General features: G+C 73.0%; 20 protein-coding genes, 1 tRNA gene and 1 riboswitch. Of the genes, 9 read left to right on the plus strand and 12 right to left on the minus strand.

From position 1 onward, the window contains the following. Positions 1–8 precede the first annotated feature (8 nt). Positions 9–890, plus strand: coding sequence for an aminotransferase class IV (locus RF640_RS07670; RefSeq protein WP_035928258.1), 882 nt, complete (start codon positions 9–11; stop codon positions 888–890). An 8-nt stretch (positions 891–898) separates the two neighbouring features. Here the strand turns inward: RF640_RS07670 and RF640_RS07675 are convergent, their stop codons facing one another. The 10 genes from RF640_RS07675 to RF640_RS07720 form a co-directional block, all read right to left on the minus strand. Beyond that, a complete protein-coding gene (locus RF640_RS07675) occupies positions 899–1,696 on the minus strand; it encodes an energy-coupling factor transporter transmembrane protein EcfT (protein WP_035928256.1) in 798 nt (265 codons plus the stop codon). Further along, positions 1,693–3,492 (minus strand): ABC transporter ATP-binding protein, encoded by a 1,800-nt coding sequence (locus RF640_RS07680; protein WP_368827354.1) that lies wholly within the window; start codon positions 3,490–3,492, stop codon positions 1,693–1,695. The genes RF640_RS07675 and RF640_RS07680 overlap by 4 nt, the downstream gene beginning before the upstream one ends. Next, on the minus strand, positions 3,489–4,109 hold the full coding sequence (locus tag RF640_RS07685) for an ECF transporter S component (protein ID WP_368827357.1): 621 nt from the start codon (positions 4,107–4,109) through the stop codon (positions 3,489–3,491). Before RF640_RS07685 ends, RF640_RS07680 begins: the two co-directional genes overlap by 4 nt. A gap of 90 nt (positions 4,110–4,199) precedes the next feature. Further along, a riboswitch (TPP riboswitch) is annotated at positions 4,200–4,319 on the minus strand. A gap of 134 nt (positions 4,320–4,453) precedes the next feature. Next, on the minus strand, positions 4,454–4,732 hold the full coding sequence (locus tag RF640_RS07690; RefSeq protein ID WP_368827358.1) for a DUF4235 domain-containing protein: 279 nt from the start codon (positions 4,730–4,732) through the stop codon (positions 4,454–4,456). A 60-nt stretch (positions 4,733–4,792) separates the two neighbouring features. Next, entirely contained in the window at positions 4,793–5,248 is a 456-nt protein-coding gene (gene mnhG / locus RF640_RS07695) for a monovalent cation/H(+) antiporter subunit G (RefSeq protein WP_368827360.1), read from the minus strand. Continuing rightward, positions 5,245–5,517 (minus strand): monovalent cation/H+ antiporter complex subunit F, encoded by a 273-nt coding sequence (locus RF640_RS07700; protein WP_017832616.1) that lies wholly within the window; start codon positions 5,515–5,517, stop codon positions 5,245–5,247. Before RF640_RS07700 ends, mnhG begins: the two co-directional genes overlap by 4 nt. After that, positions 5,514–6,233, minus strand: a complete 720-nt coding sequence (locus RF640_RS07705) for a Na+/H+ antiporter subunit E (RefSeq protein ID WP_368827362.1) — start codon at positions 6,231–6,233, stop codon at positions 5,514–5,516. The genes RF640_RS07700 and RF640_RS07705 overlap by 4 nt, the downstream gene beginning before the upstream one ends. Next, positions 6,230–7,870 (minus strand): Na+/H+ antiporter subunit D, encoded by a 1,641-nt coding sequence (locus RF640_RS07710; RefSeq protein WP_368827364.1) that lies wholly within the window; start codon positions 7,868–7,870, stop codon positions 6,230–6,232. The genes RF640_RS07705 and RF640_RS07710 overlap by 4 nt, the downstream gene beginning before the upstream one ends. Beyond that, complete coding sequence (locus tag RF640_RS07715; protein ID WP_368827366.1) at positions 7,867–8,361, minus strand: Na(+)/H(+) antiporter subunit C; 495 nt, start codon at positions 8,359–8,361, stop codon at positions 7,867–7,869. The genes RF640_RS07710 and RF640_RS07715 overlap by 4 nt, the downstream gene beginning before the upstream one ends. After that, positions 8,358–11,468: a Na+/H+ antiporter subunit A gene (locus RF640_RS07720; protein ID WP_368827367.1), complete on the minus strand. Its 3,111-nt coding sequence runs from the start codon at positions 11,466–11,468 to the stop codon at positions 8,358–8,360. Before RF640_RS07720 ends, RF640_RS07715 begins: the two co-directional genes overlap by 4 nt. A gap of 265 nt (positions 11,469–11,733) precedes the next feature. On the opposite strand from RF640_RS07720, the gene RF640_RS07725 reads away from it, so the two are divergent. Beyond that, complete coding sequence (locus RF640_RS07725; RefSeq protein ID WP_035928236.1) at positions 11,734–13,077, plus strand: MFS transporter; 1,344 nt, start codon at positions 11,734–11,736, stop codon at positions 13,075–13,077. 79 nt (positions 13,078–13,156) lie between these two features. Here the strand turns inward: RF640_RS07725 and dcd are convergent, their stop codons facing one another. Further along, positions 13,157–13,732: a dCTP deaminase gene (dcd, locus tag RF640_RS07730; RefSeq protein WP_017832625.1), complete on the minus strand. Its 576-nt coding sequence runs from the start codon at positions 13,730–13,732 to the stop codon at positions 13,157–13,159. 133 nt (positions 13,733–13,865) lie between these two features. On the opposite strand from dcd, the gene RF640_RS07735 reads away from it, so the two are divergent. The 7 genes from RF640_RS07735 (at position 13,866) to RF640_RS07765 (ending at position 20,309) form a co-directional block, all read left to right on the plus strand. Beyond that, positions 13,866–13,936, plus strand: a tRNA-Gly gene (locus tag RF640_RS07735). Between the two features lie 164 nt (positions 13,937–14,100). Continuing rightward, positions 14,101–14,547: an aspartate 1-decarboxylase gene (panD, locus tag RF640_RS07740; protein ID WP_017832626.1), complete on the plus strand. Its 447-nt coding sequence runs from the start codon at positions 14,101–14,103 to the stop codon at positions 14,545–14,547. 92 nt (positions 14,548–14,639) lie between these two features. After that, entirely contained in the window at positions 14,640–15,566 is a 927-nt protein-coding gene (locus RF640_RS07745; RefSeq protein WP_109221685.1) for an AEC family transporter, read from the plus strand. A 283-nt stretch (positions 15,567–15,849) separates the two neighbouring features. Next, positions 15,850–17,172 carry an extracellular solute-binding protein gene (locus RF640_RS07750; protein ID WP_109221686.1) on the plus strand — a complete coding sequence of 441 codons (1,323 nt, stop codon included), beginning with the start codon at positions 15,850–15,852 and terminating at the stop codon, positions 17,170–17,172. An 89-nt stretch (positions 17,173–17,261) separates the two neighbouring features. Beyond that, on the plus strand, positions 17,262–18,161 hold the full coding sequence (locus RF640_RS07755; RefSeq protein WP_170122812.1) for a carbohydrate ABC transporter permease: 900 nt from the start codon (positions 17,262–17,264) through the stop codon (positions 18,159–18,161). A gap of 3 nt (positions 18,162–18,164) precedes the next feature. Continuing rightward, entirely contained in the window at positions 18,165–18,998 is an 834-nt protein-coding gene (locus tag RF640_RS07760) for a carbohydrate ABC transporter permease (RefSeq protein WP_017832630.1), read from the plus strand. 51 nt (positions 18,999–19,049) lie between these two features. Then, positions 19,050–20,309 (plus strand): ABC transporter ATP-binding protein, encoded by a 1,260-nt coding sequence (locus RF640_RS07765; protein ID WP_017832631.1) that lies wholly within the window; start codon positions 19,050–19,052, stop codon positions 20,307–20,309. A 132-nt stretch (positions 20,310–20,441) separates the two neighbouring features. Here RF640_RS07765 and RF640_RS07770 read toward each other — a convergent pair whose 3' ends face one another. Beyond that, positions 20,442–21,092 carry a hypothetical protein gene (locus tag RF640_RS07770; protein WP_035928227.1) on the minus strand — a complete coding sequence of 217 codons (651 nt, stop codon included), beginning with the start codon at positions 21,090–21,092 and terminating at the stop codon, positions 20,442–20,444. Positions 21,093–21,191: the final 99 nt, after the last annotated feature.

A 21,191-nucleotide genomic window follows, 5' to 3' on the forward strand; every position in this document is an offset into this window, starting at 1 on the left:
GAGGATCCGTGACCAGCACCGTCGTCGTCCTCGACGCCGCCCACCCGGAGGGCGTCCTCGCCGATCCGTCCGTTCCGCTCGTGCGGATCGACGACCAGGGGCTCACCCGGGGGGACGGCGTCTTCGAGACCATGCGCGCCGTCGACGGGCTCGTGCAGAAGTTCGAGGCCCACCACCAGCGGCTGTCGGCCTCCGCGCGGCTGGCGCAGCTGCCCGTGCCGTCGGCGCGGGACGTGCGCGGGGCGGTGGAGCTGGCGCTCGCCCACGCCGCCCCCGGCGGGGACGGCGGTCTGGGGGCCGAGCACGCCGTCAAGGTGGTGATCAGCCGCGGCACCCCGGCGGACGGCCCGTGGTCCTGGATCGTGGTGAGCCCCGTGCCGGAGACGACGTTCCGGCAGCGCCGGGACGGCGTGACCGCGGTGCTGCTGCCGCGCGGCCACGACCCCGCCCAGGACGCCGGGTACCCGTGGCTGCTCCCGGGGGCCAAGACGCTCTCCTACGCGATCAACATGGCCGCCCTGCGCCACGCCCGCTCCCTCGGCGCGGACGAGGCGGTCTTCACCACGGAGGGGCGCAGGGTCCTGGAGGGCGCGACGTCCTCCGTGGTCTGCGCCCGGGTGCGCGTCGGCCGCCGCACCCTGCTGACGCCGGAGCCCTCGCACGGGATCCTGCCGGGCACCACGCAGGCCAAGATCTTCGCCGCCGCCCGCCGGGACGGCTGGGAGCTCGGCTACGGGCCCCTGTACCCGGCGGACCTCATGGAGGCCGACGCCGTGTGGCTGGTCTCCAGCGTCCGGCTCGCGGTGCCGGTGCGCCGGCTCGACCACCAGCCGCTGCCGGTGGACCCGGACCTGACGAGGCTCGTCACGAGCTGGGTCCAGCAGGCCTGATCCTTCGCTCAGGCCCAGATGAACCGGTGCGTCCCGAGCAGGACGGACACCGCCGGGCCCGCCGCGGCGGCCGCAGCGCAGCCCGTGAGGACCGCCGCGTCCCGCCAGGAGTACCCCGGGACGCGGGCCCACGTGCGCGGACCCGCCCCGAAGCCGCGGGCCTCCATGGTGACCGAGAGCCGGGTGGCCCGTCGCAGGGACTGCACCAGCAGCGTGAAGGCCTGACCGCCGAACTCCCGCAGCGCGCCCACCGGACCGTGCCCGGACCCCGCCCCGCGCGCCCGCCGCGCCATCGCCAGGGTGGCCCACTCGGAGACCATCACCCCCACCAGCCGCAGCGCGGCCAGGGACGCGAGCACGAAGCGGGCCGGCAGGCGCAGCGTCTGGGCGAGGCCGTCGGCGAGGTCCGTGGGATCCGTGGTGAGCACCAGCATCAGCCCGGGCAGCGCCAGCGCCAGCCCGCGCAGGGCGATCGCCGCCCCTGCGGCCACCGAGCCGGACGAGATCCCGGTGATCCCCAGGTCGAGCAGCACCGGCCCGGTGTCCTCGGCGAGCAGGGCCGTGCCCCACCCGCTCACGAGCGCCGCCACGACCACCGGCCACGCCCGGCGCAGCAGCGCGAGCGGGCGCTGACCGGCCAGCGCCAGCAGCAGCACCTCGCCCAGCAGCACGGTCCCCGACGTCACGGGGTCCGCGCTGAGCAGCAGCACCACGGTCAGCAGCAGCGCCCCGGCCAGCTTGACCACCGCGTTCGTGCGCCCCAGCAGGGAGGTCCGGGCCGACGGCGCGATCGCGGCGGCGCTCACCGGACGGGCTCCCGCCGGGCGGGGACGACCCGCACCGCGCCGGCGCCCGGCGCCGCCGGAGCCGCCGGGGCACTCCCGGCCGCGGCCGCGGACCGCACGGCAGGAACGGCCGGCGCCCCTTCCGCCGCCGGTGCCGTGCGAGCCGCCCGGCCCCGCGCGCACGGGGTGCCCAGCGCCAGCACCTCGGCGCCGAGCGCCCGCACGAAGTCCTCGTCGTGGGTCACGGCGAGGACCGACGTGCCGGCGTCGACGAGCTCCACGAGCAGGTCCACGAGCTCCGCCCACGTCAGGGCGTCCTGACCGAACGTCGGCTCGTCGAGCACCAGCACGTCCGGGTCCGTGGCGAGCACCGTGGCCACGGACAGCCGCCGCTTCTCGCCGCCGGAGAGGGTGAACGGGTTGGCGTCGGCCAGGTGCGAGAGCCGCAGCCGGCGGAGCAGCTCGTCCGTGCGGCGCTCCCGCTCGGCCACCGGGGTGCCGGCCAGCCGGGGGCCGAGCTCGAGCTCGGCCCGCACGGTGGCGCGCAGGAACTGGTGCTCGGGCTCCTGGAAGACCGTCCCCACCCGGGCCACGAGCTCCCGGCCGCTCCACTCGAGCGGGTCGGGGCCCGCACCGCGGTCGAGGCCCGGGTGGGCCCGCACGGTGCCGCGCACGGGGGCGAGCAGGCCCGCCAGCGTCAGCGCGAGCGTGGACTTGCCGGCCCCGTTGGGACCGGTCAGCGCGAGCGCGCGGCCGCGGCGCAGGGTCAGCTCGACGTCGGCCACCGCCGTGGGGAGGTCCCGGCCCTCGGCGGCGTCATTTCCCGGGCGGTCGCGGCGCCGCGCCCGCCGCCGGGCGCGCAGCTGCCGCGCCGAGGGCTGGCTGCGCGAGACGCCCAGAGCGGAGGCGCTCAGCAGCGGTCCGCCGTCCGCCCCGGAACCGGCGGCCCGGGTCCCGGCCGGACCCCCGGCGGAGCCGGCACCGGAGCCTGCACCGGGACCCGCGGCGGGGCGGGCGGGCGCACGGGTGGCGGGCACCCGGCCGGGCACCCACACCCCCGCGCCGCTGAGCTCGTCGGCCGCGGCGCCGAGCACCCGGTCCGGCGCGCCGTCGTGGGTGATGCTCCCGTCCCGGCCGAGCACGACGACGCGGTCCACGACCTCGGCCCACACGGCGACACGGTGCTCCACGACCACGAGCGTGGCGCCGCTGCGGTCGAGGCAGGACACCACGGCGTCGCGGACCTGCCGCACGCCGGCGGGGTCCAGGTTCGCGGTCGGCTCGTCGAGCAGCAGCAGCCCGGGGCCCATGGCCACGGCGCCCGCGAGCGCCAGGCGCTGCTTCTGCCCGCCGGACAGGGCCGACGTGGAGTGGTCGAGGGGGAGGTCCAGGCCCACGTCGTGGAGCGCCGCGCGCACCCGCGGCCAGATCTGCTCCCGGGGCACCGCGAGGTTCTCGAGGCCGAAGGCGGTGTCGTCCCCGATCCGGGACAGCACCACCTGGGACTCGGGGTCCTGCTGCACGAGCCCGGCCCGGCCGCGCGCCTGCTCCGGCGGCATGCCGTCGAGCAGCAGCTCGCCGGAGGCGGACTGCCCGTCGTCGTCGTGGAGGACCCCGGCCAGGGCGTGCAGGAGGGTGGACTTGCCCGCCCCGCTGGGTCCCAGCAGGAGCACGCGCTCCCCCGGCTCCACCACGAGGTCGAGACCGCGCAGCGCAGCCGTCTCCCGCCCGGGGTGGTGCCAGCCGAAGCCGCGGGCCTCGACCCTCGCCCCGCGGGTGGCGGCCGCCACCGGGCCCGGGGTCGTGGGAGCCGTCATCGCCGCACGGCCCGCCCCGACGCGAGCCCCTGCAGCACGCCGGTGGCCGCGAGGGCCCGCACCACGGCGTGCATCAGCAGGCCCGCGAGCACCGCCCCGGAGACGGCCGCCAGGACCACGTAGACCACCTGGTGGCTCAGCGCCCACTCGTAGTTGTAGACGATGTTCTCGTGGACGCCCAGGAAGATCCCGCTCACGGCGCCCGCCGCGGCCGCCGCGAGGGCGTCGAAGCGGCGGTACCGGAAGGCGGCGAAGGCCAGTTCCGCACCGATGCCCTGGACGAGGCCGGAGAGCACGACCAGCAGGCCGAAGTGGGTGCCCAGGAAGCTCTCGATCACGGCGGCGAGCAGCTCGCAGAACAGGGCGGCGCCGGGCTTGCGGATGATCAGCCCGCCGAGCACGCCGGCCACGAGCCAACCGCCGGCGATCAGCCCCACGGCGGGGGGATAGGCGACCGCGGCCGTGCCGACCACGGGGTAGAGCAGGTTCGACCACGCCCAGAAGACCACCGCGCACACGGCGGCGAGGACGGCGGCCACGACGATGTCGACGACGCGCCAGGACGACGCGCGGGACGTGCCGGGGCGGCGGGCGGGACGGTGGGTGGTGGTGTTCACGGTGGGTTCCTCCTGGGCTCAGCGAGCCGTCGGTGCCAGGAGGGGACGGGGTTCCGCGGGCCGCGCCGGTGGCGCGTTCCCGGGGAAGCACCCCTGAGATGCTCGACTCCCTTCGCCGGTGCTAACCGGAGCAGGTTCGAGGGTCTGCGGCGATCCGCACTCTCAGCGCCGCTCCGGTCTCACCGGCGGGGCGCTCCCCTGTCGTTCAGTGGCACCGAGTCTACCCCTCCCCCACCCCCGCCGTGCACGACCACGGGCCCGGTGCACGACGAAGGGGCCCGTCCGGCCGGACACCGGTGCGGTGTCCGGCCGGACGGGCCCCTGCGCGAGGTGCTCGCCGGGCCTCAGACCTCGGCCTGGCTCGAGGCCTTGGGGTTCGTCCGCGGCCTGTCCTCCATCTTCGCGATCTGGCGGGAGATGCCGACCTTGATGACGGTGCCCACGAGACCGGTGACGAGCGACCAGATGATGATGCCCGTCCAGGCCTCGTCCGGGTCCGGGTTCTTGGCGGGGGGCGGGTCGCCGGTGATGCGCGTCCACGCCGCGCCGAGCACCTTGTGCGAGAGCGCCACGCCGCCGAGCGAGAGGCCGGTGCCCACGAGTTCGAGGACCTTGGTGTTCATGGAGTGCTGCTCCTTGTCGTCCGAGGGGGACGCGGGTGCGCCCTGTCGATCCTGCTCAGCCTAACGCGTCCCCGGCGCTCCGTCAGTCTGCTGTCCGTCCGCCCGCCGGCCGTCCGGGCTCGGCGCCGGCGGCCCCGCGGCGACGCCCTCCGAGCCGCTCTCCGCGGCGCGGTTGAGGACCTCCTGCAGGTCGTCCCGGGTCAGCGTGGTCCGGTTCAGGTGCTTGGTGCGGTACGTCGAGCGTCCCACCATGTGGGCGGAGACGGGCACGGTGAGCAGCTGGAACATCCAGCCGAGGGCGATGAGCGGGATCATGACGGGTTCGCGGTTCTCGAGGGCGACGGCCGTGAGCATGAGGAGCAGCCCGAAGACCTGGGGCTTGGTGCCGGCGTGCATGCGCGTCAGCAGGTCCGGGAAGCGGACCAGGCCGATCCCGGCGGCGAGGGACATGAGCGCGCCGACCACGAGGCACAGGGCCGCGGCGGCGTCCAGGACGGTGTCCAGCACGGCGCTCACCGCCCGTGCTCGGCGGTCTGGGTGGCGAAGCGCGCCACGGTCACGGACCCGATGAACCCGACCAGCGAGACGATCACCATGAGGATCAGGTTGTTGAGGTGTCCGTGGTAGGCCATGTCCACGGCGAGGGCGGCCGCGACGATGGCCAGGAGCACGTCCGTGGCCACCACGCGGTCCAGCAGGGAGGGGCCCTTGGCGAGGCGGTAGAGGGTGCCCGCGGCGGCCGCGCTGAGCAGCACGGCGGCGACGGCCACGGCGATCTGCATCACGGGCGGTCCTCCTCGGAGTCGTCGGCCGGGGTGGATCCCGGGGGGTGGCTCGGGGCGTCCGCCGGGGACCCGGTGGGCACCTCGTCCCGGCGGCGGCCCACGATCTGCAGGCTCGCGGTGATCGGGGAGCTGAGCGCGGCGCTGTCCCGCCGGTCCGTGCCGGAGTCCCGTCCGCCGCCCCGCTCGGCGCGCAGGGCGGCGAGCTCCTCCGGGGTGCCCATGATCCGGATCCAGGCCGCCTCCACCTGCAGGGCGGACCGGCGGAAGTCCTCGGCCTCCTGGGCGCTGCGGACGTTGAGCGCGTGGAAGTACAGCGTGCCGGAGGCCCGGTCCACCTCCACCACGAGCGAGCCCGGGATCAGGGTCATGGTGTGGCCGGTGGCCGTGAGGAGCAGGTCCGAGCGCGTGCGCAACTGGACGCCGACCACGGCGTTGCGCGCGCGCGGTCCCACGAGGATCGCGATGAGCATCACCTCGATGCTCGCCTTGGCGACCTGCCACACGAACGTCACGGCGAAGAGGGCGAACTGGAACAGGTTGAACCGGCCGGACAGCTGGACGGGCGGCAGGTACAGCACCCAGGTGACGAGCAGGGCCAGGACCAGTCCGACCAGCAGGTTGCCGGGGCCGAAGTCGCCCCAGAGGGCGCCCCACACCACCACGAGCCACACCAGCAGCGGCAGCTCGACGAGCAGGGAGTTCTTGGGGCGGGTCACGGGGCCTCCTCCACGACGGGCTGCGGCGCGGATGCGGGGTCCAGCACGGCCTCGACGTAGCGCTCGGGTCGGACGAGGTTCTCCGCGGCGTTGTCAGCGAGCTGGAACAGCGGCCCGGCGAACACGGTCAGGGCCACCCCCGCGGCGACGAGGGCCGAGGCCCCGCCCAGCATCGAGGGGGACATCAGGCGCACGTCGCCCTTGCCCGCGAAGCGGCCCGCCTGGTCGTCGACGGCGCCCGAGGTCAGCAGGAACCGGGAGCCGGCGGGCACCGGGGCCAGCAGGATGGGGTCCGGGTACTCCGCGTCCTCCGGCGCGCGCAGGAACACGCGGTTCCACACCCGGATCATGGCGAGCAGGGTCAGGAGGGACACCGCCACGGAGCCCGCGACGAGGACGTAGGCCAGCCCGTCCCCCTGGTCGACGCCGGCCTGCAGCAGGCCGGTCTTGCCCAGGAAGCCGGAGAACGGCGGGATCCCGCCGAGATTGAGCGCGGGCACGAGGTAGAGCAGCGCGAGCAGCGGGGAGATCTTGGCCATCCCGGCCAGCCGGTCCACGTTGGTGGACCCGCCGCGGCGCTCGATCAGCCCGGCCACGAGGAACAGGCTCGTCTGGATCACGATGTGGTGGGCCACGTAGTAGACCGTGGCGGAGAGCGCCTCCTGGGTGCCCACGGCCACCCCGAAGATCATGTAGCCGATGTGGCTGATCAGGGTGAAGGACAGCATGCGCTTGATGTCGATCTGCGCGAGCGCGCCCAGGATGCCGACCACCATGGTGAGCAGCGCGACCCACATCAGGAGGTCGTCGAGCCGGTCCCCGGGGAAGAGCACGGTCTCGGTGCGGATGATCGAGTACACGCCCACCTTGGTCAGCAGGCCGGCGAACACGGCGGTCACGGGCGCGGAGGCGGTCGGATAGGAGTCCGGGAGCCAGAAGGACAGCGGGAAGACCGCGGCCTTGATGCCGAACGCGATGAGCAGCATCAGGTGCAGCTGCATCTGCGTCCCCACCGGCAGGCCCTCGAGCTTGACCGAGAGATCGGCCATGTTGATGGTGCCCGTGGCCGCGTAGATCATCGCGATGGTGATCAGGAACAGCACGGAGGAGATCACCGAGACCACCACGTAGGTCACGCCGGTGCGGATCCGCTGCACGGTCCCGCCCATCGTCATGAGCACGTAGGAGGCGGTCAGCAGGATCTCGAAGCCCACATAGAGGTTGAACAGGTCCCCGGCCAGGAAGGCGTTCGAGACCCCCGCCACGAGGATGAGGAAGGAGGGGTGGAAGATCGAGATCGGCCCCTCCTCGTCGCCGTCGGCCACGCCCTGTCCGCTCGCGTAGACGAGCACGGCGAGGGAGACGACCGTGGAGACCACGAGCATCAGGGACGAGAGCTGGTCCACGACCATGACGATGCCCCAGGGCGCCTCCCACCCGCCGAGGTGGACGGCCTGCGGACCCAGGTTCCAGGTGGTGCCGAGGATGAGCACCTCGACCGCGAGGGTGAGCACGAGCGAGCCGATGGCCACGCTCCGCTGGAGGGCGTTGCGCCGCAGCAGCAGGAGGCTCAGGGCCGCGCCGAGGAACGGGATGATGACGGCCAGGGGGGCCAGCTGGGCGAAGTTGACGGTCACCGCTTCCCTCCCCGCTCGCCGGTGCCGCGGACACCCGGGGTCTCCAGGGCCTCACCGGGGTCCCGCGGCGCGGGGGCGTCGTCGAACTCGGTGGTGTCGGCGGGGACGTCGGCGTCGTCCTCCATGTCGTAGGAGGACTGCCGCGCCACGCGCCGGTCCTCGACGTCGTCCTGGATCTCGTCCCGGCGCCCGAGGACCCAGGACCGGTAGATCATGCCCAGGAGGAACGCGGTGACCGCGAGGGAGATCACGATGGCGGTGAGGATGAGGGCCTGGGGCAGCGGGTCGCTGTAGTCCTCCGCGGCGATCGACCCGTCGTACAGGGGCGCGGAGCCGGCGGCCCCGCCGGCGTGCAGGATCAGCAGGTTCGTGCCGTTGGTCAGCAGCATCAGCCCGAGCAGCACGCGGGTCAGCGAGCGCTCGAGCAGCAGGTACACGCCCACGGCGTAGAGCACGCCCATCACGACCAGCAGGGTCAGGTTCACGGTCATCGGTGCTCGTTCCCTCCGTCGGGGCGGATCCGGGCGATCGCGGTCGGCGATGTCGCGGAGGCCGCCGCGGTCGCTCCCGCGGGGGCGCCGGCGGAGACCTTCCGCTGCCGCGTGACGCGGATGCGCGTGCCGCGCCCCGGGGTGCGCCGCCGCCGGCGGACCGCGTCCTCCTCGATCCGCTGGTCGATCCGGCCGCCGAGCGAGCGCAGGATGTCCAGGATGAGCCCCACCACGATGAGGTAGACCGCGACGTCGAAGACCAGGGCGGTCACGAACTTCTCCGCCCCGAAGAGCGGCAGCTCGGCCTCGAAGGTGTAGCTCTGCATCACCGACCCGCCGAAGAACACGGGGGTGACGGCGTAGAGCGCGGCGAGCGCCAGGCCGGTCCCGAGCATCGTGCCGGCGTTGATCGGCGTGGCCAGCTCCAGCTCGTAGCGCCCGCCGGCGAGGTAGCGCACGGTCAGGGCGAGGCCGGCCATGAGCCCGCCCGCGAACCCTCCGCCGGGGTCGTTGTGCCCGGCGATCAGCAGGTAGAGGGAGACCATCATGAACGTGTGGAACAGCAGCCGGGTGACCACCTCGAAGACGATCGAGCGCCGCTCGGGGGCCATCGTCCGCCCGGCGAGCAGGTAGGGGTCCTCGAGGTCGTCGTCGCGGCGCGCCAGCCCCACGTCCAGCGGCTCGCCGCCGGGCGAGACGGCCGCGGCGTTGCGCCGCCGGATCACCCGCAGCTGGTCGGTGGTGGGATCGTCCCCGGAGCGGACGATGCGGTCCCCGCGCCCCGTGACGAAGATCAGGGAGGCCACGCCGGTGGCGGCGAGCACGAGCACGGAGATCTCCCCGAACGTGTCCCACGCGCGGATGTCCACGAGGATCACGTTGACGACGTTCTGGCCGTCGCCGAGCTCGTAGGCCATGCGGGGCAGCTCCAGGGAGATCGGGTCGGCCGTGCGGGAGGAGATGCTGAACGCCGCGAGCGCCATCATGAACAGCCCGAACGTCACGGCGATGGTGCCGCGCAGCAGCCGGCGCCCGGCCGGGTTGCGGTGCCACAGGGGGGCGGGCAGCGAGCGCAGCGCGAGCACGAACGCCACGAGCAGGACGGTCTCGACGAGCGTCTGCGTCAGGGCGAGGTCCGGAGCGCCCTGCAGGGCGAAGATGAGGGCCAGCCCGTAGCCCGTGACCGACACGAGCAGCACCGCGAGGAAGCGCTTGCGGGCCAGGGGCACCAGCAGGGCCGCGACGACCATGGCCGCGCCGGCGATCAGCTGCCCGGGGCCGTCGGAGACCCGCAGCGCCCCCAGGGGCGGGGTCTCCTCCGCGATCAGCGCCACCAGCGGCACGACGATCGCCGTGATCAGGATGACCGAGAGGTAGAACATGAGCGAACCGCGCTGGGTGCGGCCGGTGATCCACACGGCGGCCAAGTCCAGCACGTTGACGACCCGCCGGTAGAGGAGCTCCCCCGGGGGCAGGGACGGCAGGGCCCGCTGGAGGTCCGCGACCTGGCTCCGGAAGCGGTGGAGCAGGATCCCGCCCGCGACGATGAGGGCGGAGAGCCCGAGGGCCGGGGTGAACCCGTGCCACAGGGCCAGGTAGAAGTCGTGCTCCACGGCCGGGAACTGGTCGACGTAGGGCTGCAGCATCGCGTCGACCGGCTGGGGCCAGAGGCCGAGGACCACCGTGAGGACGGAGAGCACGAGCGGCGCGGCGAGGAACGCGGGCTCGACCCGATGCATGTCGCTGACCACGGCCCTGCCGCCGACCCCGGCGTCGAGCTCGGAGAACTCGGCGGACTTGTGGGCGAACCCGCCCCACACGAACCGGGCGCTGTAGGCGAAGGTCAGCACGGAGCCGACCACGAGCCCGGCGAGCACCACGGTCCCCGCCGTGCCCTCGACGTCGTGGGCGAAGGCGGTCAGCACGGCCTCCTTGGCCACGAAGCCGGCCAGCGGGGGCAGCCCGGCCATGGACGCCGCGGCCACGAGCGAGACGGCGAACAGGACGGGCACGCGGCCGGCGAGCCCCGACAGGCGGCGGATGTCCCGGGTGCCCGCCCGGTGGTCGATGATCCCGACCACGAGGAACAGCGTGGCCTTGAACAGCCCGTGCGCGAGGAGCATGGCCATGCCCGCCTGCGCCGTGTCCGCGGAGCCGCGGCCCACGATGACCATGAGGAAGCCGAGCTGGCTGACGGTGCCGTAGGCGAGGATCAGCTTCAGGTCGTACTGCTTCAGGGCCGCCCAGCCGCCGAAGAGCATGGTGCCCAGCCCCAGCACCGCGATGGTCGGCTGCCACAGAGCCGTCTCGGCGAAGCCCGGGGCGAAGCGGGCCACCAGGTAGATGCCGGCCTTGACCATCGCGGCGGCGTGCAGGTACGCGGACACCGGGGTGGGCGCGGCCATCGCGGCCGGCAGCCAGAAGTGCAGCGGGATCAGCGCGGACTTCGTCACGGCGCCGACGAGGAGCAGGAGGATCGCCACGTCCACCACGGTCCCGCGCTGCGCCAGCTCGGGGGCCGCCGCGAGCACCTCGGAGATCCGGTAGGTGCCCGCGGCCTGGCCCAGCATCACGATGCCGACCAGCATGGCCAGGCCGCCGGCGGTGGTGAGCACGAGGGCCTGCAGCGCCGCGCGCCGGGCGGACAGGCGGGTCCGGCTGTAGCTGATGAGCAGGAACGACAGGACGGTGGTGATCTCCCAGAAGACGAACAGCACCAGCATGTCGTCGGCGGTCACCAGGCCGAACATGGCGCCCGCGAAGGCGAGCAGCTGCGCGCCGAAGCCGCCGATGCCGCTCGCGCCGGACTTGAAGTAGCGGGCGCAGTAGAACAGCACCAGGGAGCCCACGCCGAGCACGAGCAGGGACATCGTCCACGAGAGGGCGTCCATGCGCAGCACCAGGTCCAGGCGCAGGGACGGAATCCACTCGCCGCCCTCGGTCCAGCCGCCCTCCGGGCCGTAGACCCGCGGGCCGGAGCCCAGCAGCCACAGGAAGCCGGCGAACGGGACCGCCGCCAGGAGGTAGAAGGCGCTGCGTCCCATCCGTGCGAACAGCAGGGGCGCGACCGCGGCCACCACTGCGTGGAGCAGGAGCACAGCGGTCATCAGGCGCCTCCGGGGGTCGGGGAAGAGATCGGCGGGCGGGCGTCGAGGGGCCCGGACGCGGGCACGGACGACCTGTGCGAGCACGGGGTGGCCGGGGCGCACCCGGGTGTTCCACCCTATCAAAGGGGTGTTGCCGCTCCCGCTCGCATGTCCTGACAGCACCTGTACGTTCCCGGACGGTTTCCTGGGCGGAACCCGGATTGCCGGGCGGTCCTCCGGCGAGGCCGCCCTCCGCGACGGGCACCGCGGGCCTAGCATGACTGCCATGGACGCCACGCCCCCCGGCCCTCCCGCCCCCGTCCCCTCCCTCCCGGCGACGGCGTTCGTGCCGCGCCGCTCGCACGTGTGGGCCTGGAGCCTGTGGGACGCCGGATCCGCCGCCTTCAACGCCGTGATGACCACGTTCGTGTTCACCGTCTATCTCACGAGCGACCCCTTCGGCGGGGAGGACCGCGCCTCGGAGGTGCTGGGCTACGGGATCGGGGCCGCCGGCGTGGTGGTGGCCCTGCTGGCCCCCGTGGTGGGCCAGCGCAGCGACGGCGCGGGGCGGCGCAAGCTGTGGCTCGGGATCAACACGATGCTCACGGCGCTGCTCACGGCCCTGTGCTTCCTGGTCCTCCCCGACCAGCCGTACCTCTACCTCGGGGTGGGCCTGCTGGCGCTGGCCAACGTCTTCGACGAGTTCGCGGTGGTCAACTACAACGCGATGCTGCCGGGGATCGCGGGCCGCGAGCACATCGGGCGGGTGAGCGGCCAGGGCTGGGCGATGGGCTACTTCGGCGGGATCGTGGCGCTGACGATCGTGCTGTTCGGGTTCATCACCCCGGGCCTGCTCGGCATCCCCGAGGAGGACGCCCTCAACGTGCGGGCCGTGGCCCTGTTCTCGGGGCTGTGGATCGCGCTGTTCTCGATCCCCGTCCTGCTGGTGGTGCCCGAGATCCGCCCCACCCGCCGGGGACCGCGCCCGTCCGTGGCCCGCTCCTACCGCCAGCTGTGGCAGACCCTGCGGGAGCTGTACCGTGACGCCCCGCAGACGCTGTGGTTCCTGCTCTCCTCCGCCGTGTTCCGGGACGGGCTCAACGCGGTGTTCACCTTCGGCGGCGTCATCGCGGCCGGCACGTTCGGCTTCACCCTGAGCGAGGTCATCGTCTTCGCGATCGTCGGCAACGTGGCGGCCGGGGCGGGCGCCCTCGTGGGCGGGCGGCTCGACGACCGGGTGGGGCCCAAGCGCGTCATCGTGGCGTCGCTCGTCGGCATCCTGCTGGCCGGGACCCCGCTGCTGTTCCTCGAGGGCACGGCGGCGTTCTGGGTCTGCGGGCTGCTGCTGTGCCTGTTCGTGGGCCCCGCGCAGTCCGCCTCCCGCACGTTCCTCGGCCGGCTCACGCGGACCGGCGAGGAGGGCGCCCTGTTCGGCCTCTACGCCACCACGGGGCGGGCCGTGAGCTTCTTGGCGCCCACCCTGTTCGCGGTGTTCGTCTCCGTGCTCGGCGCGCAGCGCTGGGGGATCCTCGGGATCCTCCTGGTGGTCGGCGCCGGCCTGCTCCTGCTGCTGCGTGCGCGCGACCCGAAGACCGCGGCGTCCCCCCACCACGGCGCCGGCGGTTCGTGAGCCGACCGGTTCGTGGGCCCGCCGGTTCACGGGCCGCGGGGCGCCGGCACACCGCCGGGCGCGGCCGGGCCGTGCGGGGTCAGATGCGGGTGCGGGAGAACCCGAGGTGGCTGCGCGAGGCCGTGGGTCCGCGCTGCCCCTGGTACCGGTTGCCGTAGGCGCCGGAGCCGTACGGGTGCTCCGTGGGCGAGGACAGCCGGAAGAAGCACAGCTGGCCCACCTTGGAGCCCGGCCACAGCTTGATCGGCAGCGTGGCCATGTTGGACAGCTCGAGCGTGACGTGCCCCGAGAAGCCCGGGTCGATGAACCCCGCCGTGGAGTGGGTCAGCAGGCCCAGGCGCCCCAGCGAGGACTTCCCCTCGAGACGGGCGGCGATGTCGTCCGGGAGGGTCACCTTCTCGTAGGTGGAGCCGAGCACGAACTCCCCCGGGTGCAGCACGAAGGCCTCCTCGGGGTCGACCTCCACGAGCCGGGTGAGCTCCGGCTGCTCCACGGACGGGTCGATGTGCGCGTACTTGTGGTTGTCGAAGAGCCGGAACCAGCGGTCCAGCCGCACGTCGATGCTGGCGGGCTGGATCAGGGCGGGATCGTAGGGCTCGAGGACGACCCGGCCGCCGTCGAGCTCCCGGCGGATGTCGCGGTCAGAGATCAGCACGGTCCCCAAGGTATCGCACGGCCGGGCGCCGGACCGCGCTGCGCCGCCGCCCCGTGCCCACCCCCGTCCCGGCGGGTGGTGTAGAGTGTGTGCTGTCCTCGTCCGGTGCTCGCGCCGGACGGACCACGGATGCGCGGCTGTAGCTCAATGGTAGAGCGCACGCTTCCCAAGCCTGATACGCGGGTTCGATTCCCGTCAGCCGCTCTCGCACCGAACGCCCCGAGCCCACCCGGCCGGGGCGTTCGTCGTCTCCCGGGACCGCGCGGTAGGATGTCCCCGCGCCCCGTTCCCCGCATCCGCACCGGGGCGACCGCCCGGGCCCCGCGCCCGTCACCCGCACCCCGCTCACGAGGAGCACATCTCCCGTCATGCTGCGCACCATGTTCAAGGCCAAGATCCACCGTGCCGTCGTGACCCAGGCCGACCTCCACTACGTCGGCTCGGTCACCGTCGACCAGGACCTCCTCGACGCCGCCGACATCCTCCCCGGCGAGCTCGTCTCCATCGTGGACGTCACCAACGGCGCGCGGCTGGAGACCTACACGATCGCCGGCGAGCGCGGCTCCGGCGTCGTCGGGATCAACGGGGCCGCCGCCCACCTCGTGCACCCCGGGGACCTCGTCATCCTCATCAGCTACGCGCAGATGGACGACGCCGAGGCGCGCGCCCACGTGCCGTCCGTGGTCCACGTGGACGCGGACAACCGGATCGTCGACCTCGGGTCGGATCCCGCCGAGGCCCTGCTCGACGGCGTCGCCCGCCCGCCCCACTCCCGGACGCTGAGCGCCGCCCGCGCCGACCTGCCCGCCGCGTGACCCGCCCCGGCCCGACCGCGGACGGGCCGGTGATGGGATAGAACTGTATGGGCCCGCGGACGCGGACCCGCAGCAGCGCGAGGGAGGGTCCCGTGACCGGAGTGTTCTCGGGGTTCTTCATCGTCTGGGCCGTCATCCTGACCGGCTACGCCGTGGGCCGGAGGGGCGTGCTGGGTCCCCAGGGGCAGCTCGTGCTGAGCAAGTTCGCCTTCTACGTGGCCAGCCCGCCGCTGCTGTTCCTCACCATCTCCGAGGCGGACATCGCCCAGATCCTCTCCGCGCCGCTGCTGGTGGCCGCCGTGTCCGCCGTGGCCACGACCCTCGTCTACGCCGGGATCGCCCGGTGGGTGCTGCGCCGGGACGCGGCCAGCACCGTGATGGGCGCCCAGGCCGCCTCCCAGGTGAACTCGGCCAACCTCGGCATCCCGATCGCCGTCTTCGTGCTCGGGGACGCGTCCCAGGTGGTCCCCGTCATCCTGTTCCAGCTGGCGCTCAACACCCCCGTCTACCTGACCGTCATGGACACCCTCACCGACGGCCGCCGCCCCAGCCTCGGCAGCGTCCTGGGCAATGTGGTCACCAACCCGATGATCGTGGGCTCCGGGCTGGGCATCCTCTTCGCCGTCACCGGGTGGCGGCTGCCGGAGGTGGTGCACGAGCCCGTGGAGCTGGTGGCGGGGGCCTCCATCCCGGCGATGCTGATGGCCTTCGGCATCTCCCTGGTGGGCGCCTCTCCGCTGCGGCGGGGTGCCGGGCCGCGCCGGGACGTGGTGCTGGCCAGCACGCTCAAGCTGCTGCTCCACCCGGCGCTGGCGTTCCTGTTCGCCCGGTTCGTGCTGGGCCTGGACGGCCACCTCCTCTACGCCGTGGTGGTGATGGCGGCGCTGCCGACCGCCCAGAACATCTACGTGGCGGCCGTGCGCTACGGCCGGGCGGAGCAGCTGTGCCGGGACACCGTGCTCGTCACCACGGTGGTCGCCATGCTGACCATGGCGGTCGTGGCCCTGCTGCTCTCCTGAGCCGCCCCGCCGCGCCCCAGAACCTCCCGGCGCGGGGCCGCACCCGGTGCCGTTCAAGGCGGGAACAGCCGGGCGCACCGGGACACGCCCGGACCCACGGCGGCACACCGATGCAAACCGTCAGGTTACTGGTATGTGAGGTAGCGCACTCATAGACTGAAGGCTCCGTGCAGGGGTGGTCGACCGGCAGCACCCGCCGCCGACCGTCCCGCCGACCGGGTCCCACAGGATCCCCTCGACGCCCCTCGCGGACCGCCACATCGCCGAAGGGGAGGAACGACCGTTGACCACCACCTCACACCCCCACAGAGCACCGGGCAGGCGGCGGCTCAGCGCCGCCGCGGCCCTCGGTGCCGTGGGTGCCCTGCTCATGACGGGGTGCGGTGACGCCGACGCCGGCGCCACCCCCACCCTGACCTGGTACATCAACCCCGACGCCGGCGGTCAGGCGGAGCTCGCGCAGCAGTGCTCCGAGGAGTCCGGAGGCCGGTACAACATCGAGACCTCGCTGCTCCCGCGCGACGCCGCGTCGCAGCGCGAGCAGCTCGCCCGGCGCCTGGCCGCCGGGGACAGCTCGATGGACATCATGAGCCTGGACCCGCCCTTCATCCCCGAACTGGCCGAGCCGGGCTTCCTGTCCCCCGTGCCGGGGGACGTGGAGGAGGCCACGACCCAGGACGTCCTGGCGGGGCCCCTCGAGGGCGCGAAGTGGAAGGACGAGCTGGTCTCGGTGCCGTTCTGGGCCAACACCCAGCTGCTGTGGTACCGGGAGTCCGTGGCGGAGGCCGCCGGTCTGAACATGGACGAGCCGGTGACCTGGGAGCAGATCATGGACGCCGCGCGGGAGCAGGACAAGTACCTCGGGGTGCAGGGCACGTCGGCCGAGTCGATGACCGTGTGGGTGAACGCCCTCGTGGCGTCCGCGGGAGGCTCGATCGTGGAGAACCCGGAGGCCCCCTCCGACGAGATCTCGATCGGCCTGGACTCCGACGCCGGCCGGAAGGCGGCCGAGATCGTCGGGACCATCGGCCAGGACGGGCTCGGCGGCCCCGGCCTGCCGACCGCCGACGAGAACGCCTCGATGATCCAGTTCCAGTCCGACGACGGCTCCTTCATGGTCAACTGGCCCTTCATCTACGCGGCGACCGCCGCCGCCGTGGAGGGCGGGACGGTCGACCAGTCCGTGTACGAGGACATCGGCTGGGCCCTGTGGCCGCGGGTGGACCCGGACGAGCCCTCCGCTCCCCCGCTGGGCGGGATCAACATCGGCGTGGGCGCCACGTCCGAGCACCAGGAGCTGGCGTGGGAGGCGGTCGAGTGCATCGTCCAGCCCGAGAACCAGGCCTACTACTTCGTGAGCAACGGCAACCCGGCGGCGTCCGAGGCCGCCTACGAGGACCCGGAGGTCCGGGAGGCCTACCCGATGTACGCCACGATCCGCGAGTCCCTGGACAACGCGGCCCCGCGCCCGCAGACGCCGTTCTACAACGAGGTCTCCACCGCCATCCAGCAGGAGTGGACCCCGCCGGCGTCCGTCACCGAGGACACGCCCCGGCTCACCGCCGAGTTCATCGAGTCCGTCCTGAGAGGAGAGCGGCTGCTATGAGCACCGTCGTCAACCCCAACGCCCCCGGCACCGGGCCCCGGGAGGTCTCCCCGGCCCCCGTGACCGGCCGCCGCAGCGCGAAGCCGGTGATGTCCGACCGGGCCCGGTCGGAGCGCAAGCTCGGCTGGATGCTCGCCGGTCCGGCGTTCATCGTGATGCTGCTGGTCACGATGTACCCGATCCTGCAGGCGCTGTGGGACTCCTTCTTCTCGTTCCGGCTCACCGCCCCCGGGGAGAAGGAGTTCGTCTTCCTCGGCAACTACGCCACGGTCCTCACCGACGGGGTGTTCTGGCGGGACCTGTGGATCACGGTGCTCATCACGATCGTCACCGTGGTCGTGGAGCTCGTCCTCGGCTTCGCCCTGGCGCTCGTGATGAACAACGCGATCCGCAGCACCAAGGGGCTGCTGCGCACCGCGATCCTGGTCCCCTACGGCATCATCACCGTGGTCTCCGCGTTCGCCTGGTTCTACGCGTTCGACATCACGACCGGCTACATCAACAACTGGTTCTCCTGGGTCCCGGGCATCGGCCCGGACTTCAACTGGTTCGCGTCCCAGTGGCCGGCCCTGTTCGTGATCATGGCCTCCGAGATCTGGAAGACCACGCCGTTCATCTCGCTCCTGCTGCTCGCCGGCCTGGCCCAGGTGCCGAGCGAGTACACCGAGGCGGCGCGGGTCGACGGCGCCACGTGGTGGCAGCGGATGTCCCGGGTGGTCCTGCCCAACATGAAGGCCGCGATCATGGTGGCCGTGGTGTTCCGCGCCCTGGACGCGTTCCGCATCTTCGACAACATCTTCATCATGACCCAGGGGCAGTACGGCACGGAGACCCTGTCCCTGCTCGCCTACCGCACCTCCATCGGCCGACTGGAGATCGGGCTCGGCTCGGCGATCTCCGTGATCCTGTTCGTCTGCGTGCTGCTGATCGCCTTCGTCGCCATCAAGGTGTTCAAGGTCGACCTCGCCGGCGCCGGGAAGGGAAGGTAACCCATGACCACCAAGCAGAAGGTCGGATGGGGCGTCGTCACGGTCCTGGTCCTCATTTACGCCCTGTTCCCCGTCGCCTCGATCCTCATGACGTCCTTCAAGACGCCCGCGGACCTGACCTCCGGGAAGTTCCTGCCCACGCAGTGGGTCGGGGAGAACTACTCCTCGATCTTCGTGGGGCAGGCGCGCGAACTGTTCGTGCCCTCCCTGATCAACTCGATCGGCATCTGCCTGATCGCCACGGCCGTGGCCGTGGTGCTCGCCACGCTCTGCGCCTACGCCATCGCCCGGCTGGACTTCCCGGGCAAGAAGATGATCCTGACGGTCGCCCTGGCGGTGTCCATGTTCCCCGTGGTCTCGATCGTGACCCCGCTGTTCAACCTGTGGCGCCAGATCGGGCTGTACGACACCTGGCCCGGCCTGATCATCCCCTACCTCTCGCTCACCCTGCCGATCTCCATCTGGACGCTGACCGCGTTCTTCCAGCAGATCCCGTGGGACCTCGAGCGGGCGGCCCAGGTGGACGGCGCCACCACGTGGCAGGCGTTCCGCAAGGTCATCGTGCCGCTGGCCCTGCCCGGCGTCTTCACCACGGCGATCATCGCGTTCTTCATCGCGTGGAACGACTTCGTCTACGGCATCGGCCTCACCTCCACCGAGGCGGCCCGGCCCGTCCCGGCGGCGCTCGCGTTCTTCACCGGCGCCTCACAGTTCGAGGACCCGGCGGGCGCGATCTCCGCGGCGGCCATCGTCGTCACCATCCCGGTGGTGCTGCTGGTGCTGCTGTTCCAGCGCCAGATCGTCTCCGGCCTCACCCAGGGCGCGGTCAAGGGCTGAGCCCGCGCCGCCTCCCGCATCTTCCGAACCGAACGAAGGACTGAGTCCCAGATGGCATCCATCACCCTCAACCACCTCGTCAAGAAGTACGGCGACGGCTTCCCGGCCGTCAACGACGTGTCGATCGACATCGCCGACGGCGAGTTCCTCATCCTCGTGGGGCCCTCCGGCTGCGGCAAGTCCACGCTGCTGCGGATGATCGTGGGCCTCGAGGACATCACCTCCGGGGACCTCCTGATCAACGGCCAGCGGGTCAACGAGAAGGAGCCCCGCGAGCGCAACCTGTCCATGGTGTTCCAGAACTACGCGCTCTACCCGCACCTGACCGTGTACGAGAACATCGCGTTCCCGCTGCGGCTGTCCAAGGGCAAGTTCTCCGACGAGGAGATCGACCGCAAGGTGCGCACGGCGTCGTCGACCCTGGACCTCGACGACCACCTCGAGCGCAAGCCGGCCAACCTCTCCGGCGGCCAGCGCCAGCGCGTGGCGATGGGCCGGGCGATCGTGCGGGACGCCGACGCGTTCCTGTTCGACGAGCCCCTGTCCAACCTGGACGCGAAGCTGCGCGGCCAGATGCGCACCGAGATCGCCCAGCTCCAGCGCCGGATGGGCATCACCTCGGTCTACGTGACCCACGACCAGACGGAGGCCATGACCCTCGGCGACCGCGTGGCGGTGCTCAAGAAGGGCATCCTGCAGCAGATCGCCTCGCCCCGTGAGCTCTACGAGCAGCCGGCGAACCTGTTCGTGGCGGGGTTCATCGGCTCCCCGTCGATGAACTTCCTCCCGGCGCACGTGAAGGGCAGCGTGTTCGACACCCCGCTGGGCGAGATCCCGGTCCCCGAGAAGGCCGCCGGGAAGCTGCCCGCGGACGGGTCGATCGTGCTGCTCGGCCTGCGCCCCGAGCACTTCAACGACGCCAAGTTCGTGGACGAGGCGATCGCCTCCCGCGGCACCGTCTTCGACACCGAGTTCACCCACACCGAGTGGATGGGCAACGAGCAGTACGGCTACATCAACTACCGGCAGGACGACTCGGTCAAGGCGAAGCTCGACGAGCTGGCGCAGGAGCTGGACGGGGACGAGATGCACCCGCAGATCGTCGTCTCCCTCGACGCCACCTCCCGCATCCGCGGGGGGACGAAGGGCAGGATCTGGGTCGACACCCGCCGGATGCACGTCTTCGACCCCGAGACCGGCGCGAACCTGACCCGGGACGAGGAGGCCGGCGCCGAGCTGACCCGCGAGGCCGTCGAGGAGCGCAAGGCCGAGATCGAGCGGGCCCGCCAGGAGCTGGCCGCCGCCGGCTGAGCACGAGGCGCTCCGCACGGTGCCCGAGGAGCCCGCCGCCCGCTGCCGGGGCGGCGGGCTCCCGCGTGTCCGGGGCGCGGCAGGTGCACGGGAGCCCGGGGGCGCCGCAGGAGCCGGCGAGCCCCGGGGGGCTCAGCCGGTGCCCGGAAGACCGAGCGAGAACCACCCCACGAGGGCGAGGACGGCGAGCAGGCCCGCGGAGGACGCGGCCGAGCGCAGCCGCGGGTGCCGGAGCCCCCAGGGCACGAGCCGGGGCCAGCGGGCCGCGGCCTCCCGCGCCGTCGCGCGCTCGAGGTGGGTGCGGGGCGCTCCCAGCGCCACGGCGACGTCCTCGAGGGCGCGGGCGTCCCACACCGCGCCGTCGAGGCCCAGGACCCGGCGGCCCGAGCGGCCCGCCGCCCACAGGTGGGGGCGGGCGTCCGAGCGCGGGGCGCCGGCCGCCCGGTGCAGGGCCCCGACCGTGACGACGTGCTCCACCTCCGCGAGCGGCGTGGCGGCGAAGCCCACGGTGCGGGAGCGCAGGACGTGGCTGTCCGTGCGGACGACCAGGACGGGACGCAGCCGGACCCAGCACGCGGCGGCGGCGACGAGCACCAGCGCGAGCACCACCGCCGCCACGCCGGGGGCCGGGCGCCGCGCCCAGAGGAACAGCACGAGCACCACGACCACCAGCAGCGGGCCCAGGCAGGAGAGCAGGCGCCGGCCGTAGGAGCCCAGCCGGGGACGCAGCACGGCGCGGACGGGTCCGTACTTCTCGGGGACCTGGCGGACGGAGTCGGCCATGGGGAGTCAGCTCCAGACGGGGGACGATCGGGCGGGGAAGGGGTGCGGCACGTAGCGTACCCGTCCTGGGGCGGACCGCGCCCCCGGACGGGCCCCGCC

It is taken from the genome of Kocuria sp. CPCC 205231, assembly GCF_040980965.1.
Classification (GTDB): Bacteria; Actinomycetota; Actinomycetes; order Actinomycetales; family Micrococcaceae; genus Kocuria; species Kocuria rosea.

Excerpts from the sequence above, each read along its gene's own strand:
- RF640_RS07725 (WP_035928236.1), top strand. The coding sequence starts at position 11,734 with ATGGACGCCACGCCCCCCGGCCCTCCCGCCCCCGTCCCCTCCCTCCCG.
- RF640_RS07760 (WP_017832630.1), top strand. The coding sequence starts at position 18,165 with ATGACCACCAAGCAGAAGGTCGGATGGGGCGTCGTCACGGTCCTGGTC.
- panD (WP_017832626.1), top strand. The coding sequence starts at position 14,101 with ATGCTGCGCACCATGTTCAAGGCCAAGATCCACCGTGCCGTCGTGACC.
- RF640_RS07690 (WP_368827358.1), bottom strand. The coding sequence starts at position 4,732 with ATGAACACCAAGGTCCTCGAACTCGTGGGCACCGGCCTCTCGCTCGGC.
- RF640_RS07765 (WP_017832631.1), top strand. The coding sequence starts at position 19,050 with ATGGCATCCATCACCCTCAACCACCTCGTCAAGAAGTACGGCGACGGC.
- RF640_RS07770 (WP_035928227.1), bottom strand. The coding sequence starts at position 21,092 with ATGGCCGACTCCGTCCGCCAGGTCCCCGAGAAGTACGGACCCGTCCGC.
- RF640_RS07755 (WP_170122812.1), top strand. The coding sequence starts at position 17,262 with ATGTCCGACCGGGCCCGGTCGGAGCGCAAGCTCGGCTGGATGCTCGCC.
- RF640_RS07715 (WP_368827366.1), bottom strand. The coding sequence starts at position 8,361 with ATGACCGTGAACCTGACCCTGCTGGTCGTGATGGGCGTGCTCTACGCC.
- RF640_RS07720 (WP_368827367.1), bottom strand. The coding sequence starts at position 11,468 with ATGACCGCTGTGCTCCTGCTCCACGCAGTGGTGGCCGCGGTCGCGCCC.
- RF640_RS07680 (WP_368827354.1), bottom strand. The coding sequence starts at position 3,492 with ATGACGGCTCCCACGACCCCGGGCCCGGTGGCGGCCGCCACCCGCGGG.